The organism is Mycobacterium sp. (genome assembly GCF_035314665.1).
GTDB lineage: Bacteria > Actinomycetota > Actinomycetes > Mycobacteriales > Mycobacteriaceae > Mycobacterium.
The window spans coordinates 1-3,524 of record NZ_DATFZD010000454.1 but is presented as its reverse complement, the minus strand read 5'-3'; the positions used below and the strand labels follow the sequence as shown (position 1 = coordinate 3,524).

Sequence of the window (3,524 nt, the reverse complement as noted above, 5' to 3'; positions counted from 1 at the left end):
CATCACCTGCCGATGCGGCGACGACGTCGAAGTCGCCAACCGCTCCAACGCCCGACGTTGCTCATCGGTGACCGGCATCGCTGCCGCAGTCATAACAGGCATAGTACAAACTACCGCACTATTTCACCGACGGACCACTAGCGCGGAGATGCGGTTGAGATCCCGAGATCGGCGGCTGCTGAAAGCATTCGGGCGTCATACGTGATGACCGCACGCAATGTGTCGCCGGCTCGCTGTGCCGCTACGAGGTGTATGGCGTCTAGGCTGCGCAGGCGCAGCGGCAGCAAGGTGCCGGCGTCGTCGAGCAGCTGTCGCGTCAGCATGACGGTGTCCAACCTGTTAAGGAGGTCTCGAGCATCAGCGATGGCTTGGGCTCCGTTTGGTGCCACTGCGCGTATCAGCTCGGTGCGCGCCAGCGCCGCCGAGAATAAGCTGTCGTCGGCTCGTGCGCTCAGAAAGGACTGCAGCGATTGCGATTCATCCTCAGCGACAACGAGTTTGACCAAGGCGGAGGTGTCCAGGTAGATCCGCATCGGGCTAGCGCTCGTCGCTCCGAAGTCGCTCAAGGGTTTCAGAGGCGCCGTGCGGGTATGCGGCAGGTTTGAGGTCGTCGATGTTCATCGGACGAGCCGTCTTGACAACTTCACCGGCGCTAATTAGGTCTTCCCAGGGATCGCCCGTGATTGGCACCAGGCGCGCGACGGGATGGCCGCGGTCAGTAATCTCGATCGATTCCCCGGCGGCCACTTCTTCGAGGTACCTGCTGGCGTGTTGCCGCAGCTCCCGCACCCCTATCGTTTTCATGTGCTACATGGTAGCACATGAAATGGCAACCGGCCACCACGGCGCCCGCTCAACCTGACAACCCCAACAACAAGGTCGTACCGTCAGACACTGCTCTTGGCTCCTTCTTCCGTCCGAATTTTTCGCAACTTTCATACTTCGAACGGAAGGTTTCGGTACGCGGAAATGTGTTGGGCGAGTTAATAGTACGTCCCATACCCGGTAAAGCTGCATATTCGTATTCGGCGTATTTGGCGCACCGCGGTGGGGGTGGGGAGTTGGGATGGGCATGCTGAGCTGTGCCCGTGGGTACCACCGTGATGTCATCGCCGGGTCCAGCCGAACAACCGTCGGTACAGCTGCTGTGTTGGATTCGGCGGGGGCCGAGTTACCGCTGCTGGGGACACTGCCAAGAAGCCCGTCGGCGTTCGGTGCGTTCGTTGGGATGATCGACATGACCAAGTGCGTGAACAGGTCAACGTATTCGAGGCCGGCGATGAACGGCTGAACGCAGCGGTGGCCACGTCGGCGATGACCGCGTCGGATAGGCGAAGTAGCGAGTCCGCCTGGAGCGACGTCGCAGGGCAGGAGGACACACGTGGTGAGAGCCGGCGTGGTGACAAGCGCTGCCCTCACCGGTGCGGTTGGTGCGACGGGCTGGTGGGCGGCGCGGGTTGCGGCCGCCCGAATCGAACGCGATGAAGATATTATCCGCCGAATCCTCGACAACGCCGCAGCCCTCTCAGGAGACTGGTATCAGCCAGAAATTCTTGAGAAGCGTTGGGCTGAGGAGCAGCATTGTCAGGCTTGGCAGTGGTGAGCCAGGATCGGCGCGCGTGACGCTCGTCGCAGGGATGGATTCGTCGACGCAGTCGTGCAAGGTGCTGGTCTGCGATGCCGCTAGTGGTGACGTCTTTCGCGAGGGCCGAGCGATCCACCCGCCGGGCACTGAAATCGAACCGCGCGCTTGGGAATCGGCGGCGTCGGACGCGATCGCCGCAGCCGGTGGTCTCGACGACGTGGCGGCGGTGTCCGTTGGCGCCCAGCAACACGGCATGGTGTGTGTCGACGAGGTCGGCAACGTGGTACGGCCCGCCCTGTTGTGGAATGACGTCCGCTCGTCTGACGCCGCTGCGGCGCTTGTGCAGGAGTTAGGTGGGCCACAGGCGTGGGCACAAGCCGTGGGTGTAGTGCCGCTCGCAGCGATCACGGTGTCGAAGCTCCGATGGCTGGCCGACCACGAACCGGCCGCTGCCGATCGCACTGCCGCGGTATGTCTACCCCACGACTGGTTGAGCTGGCGGCTGCGCGGCGCGCGCGATGTCGGTGCTTTGACTACGGACCGCAGCGACGCAAGCGGCACCGGTTACTACGATGCGGCTTCGGACAGCTACCGCACTGACCTGCTCGAGCTGGCAATGCGCGGCCGACACCCAATGCTGCCGAGGGTGCTGGGACCAGCACAGGCAGATCATGCACACGGACACACGGTGTTTGGACCGGGCGCCAGCGACAACGCAGCAGCGGCGTTCGGGTTGGGCGCCGGGGAGGGTGACGTCGTCGTGTCGCTCGGTACGTCAGGCGTCGTGTCGACGATCAGCGGCCAGCCAACCCACGACATTGCCGGCTTCGTGGCAGGATTCGCCGACGCGACCGGCCGGTATTTGCCATTGGTGTGCACGCTCAATGCCGCACGCGTGCTCGACATGGCCGCCGCGCTGCTTCGGATCACTCCCGACGAGCTGTCGGACTTGGCGTTGTCCGCCCCGGTTGGAAGCGATGGCTTGGTGTTGGTGCCGTATCTGGAGGGTGAGCGAACGCCCAACCGTCCCACCGCCACCGGCGCGCTACACGGACTGCGGCTAGCGAATTCGACAGCTTCGAATTTCGCCCGGGCGGCAATCGAAGGAATGCTATGCGCGATTGCCGACGGCATCGATCACCTCACCGCGCTTGGGGTCGTCCCGCGCCGGGTGCTGCTGATCGGCGGCGGTGCGCGATCGCGGGCCGTGCGCGAACTGGCGCCGACGGTGTTCGGTGTTCCTGTGCTCGCGCCAGTTCTGGCCGAGTATGTGGCGCTCGGCGCGGCCCGGCAGGCCGCATGGGCGTTGAACGGATCGGGGGAGCCGCCTGAATGGAAGGCGCCCACCACAGAGAACTATCAAGCGAAACCTGCGCCCTTCGTCCGTCTGCGCTACGCCGAGGTTCGCGACCTGACGGAAGGAGCCCGGTGATCGACATGGCTCTCGCCGCGAAAAAACGAGCAGCTGCACGTCGGCGGTGCTACGCGCGCTGCGCTGTTGCCCGCTGACACCAGGTGAGGCAGAAGTCACCCGTTGACTCAGTTGCGGGCCGCCGATGCGGGGCGGCTGAAGCGGAGCAAGACCTTCTGGTTGTAGTAGTAGTCAAGCCAGTCGAGTAACCGGCCTTCGTTGAGGTGCCGAGCGGCGATGGGAATAAAGCGTACCCAGAGTCGACTGGCGGCAACCTCGAACCCGGCGTCGCAGAACCGAGCGGCCACTTGATCGAGATCGTAAAGCGCAGGCAGGCTCATCTCCTCGACGTTCTCCGCATGCCAGGCGGCCATTAGGGGACTGGCGGCATGCACGCCCATGACGGCGTAGTACACCCCGCCGGGCTTGAGGGTCCGGAAGATGGCTGTCGCGTGCGCCGGCAGATCATCAAGCAGATAAAGCACCTCGTGGCTAAACGCCACATCGAAGCCACTCCACGCCGCGGGT

General features: G+C 64.0%; 5 protein-coding genes. 2 read left to right on the top strand and 3 right to left on the bottom strand.

All coding sequences use genetic code 11. The features are described 5' to 3' along the window. Window positions 1–137 precede the first annotated feature (137 nt). Both VKI00_RS33285 and VKI00_RS33280 read right to left on the bottom strand, forming a co-directional pair. Complete coding sequence (locus tag VKI00_RS33285; RefSeq protein WP_324447557.1) at window positions 138–533, bottom strand: type II toxin-antitoxin system VapC family toxin; 396 nt, start codon at window positions 531–533, stop codon at window positions 138–140. Window positions 534–537: 4 nt separating this feature from the next. Next, complete coding sequence (locus VKI00_RS33280) at window positions 538–804, bottom strand: type II toxin-antitoxin system prevent-host-death family antitoxin (protein ID WP_324447556.1); 267 nt, start codon at window positions 802–804, stop codon at window positions 538–540. 577 nt (window positions 805–1,381) lie between these two features. On the opposite strand from VKI00_RS33280, the gene VKI00_RS33275 reads away from it, so the two are divergent. After that, window positions 1,382–1,603 (top strand): hypothetical protein, encoded by a 222-nt coding sequence (locus VKI00_RS33275; RefSeq protein ID WP_324447555.1) that lies wholly within the window; start codon window positions 1,382–1,384, stop codon window positions 1,601–1,603. Between the two features lie 16 nt (window positions 1,604–1,619). Further along, the gene (locus VKI00_RS33270) at window positions 1,620–3,017 is read left to right on the top strand and encodes an FGGY family carbohydrate kinase (protein WP_324447554.1); all 1,398 of its coding nucleotides are present in this window, start codon (window positions 1,620–1,622) and stop codon (window positions 3,015–3,017) included. Between the two features lie 107 nt (window positions 3,018–3,124). Here VKI00_RS33270 and VKI00_RS33265 read toward each other — a convergent pair. Beyond that, a partial coding sequence (locus VKI00_RS33265; RefSeq protein ID WP_324447553.1) for a methyltransferase domain-containing protein occupies window positions 3,125–3,524 on the bottom strand: 400 nt, incomplete at its 5' end.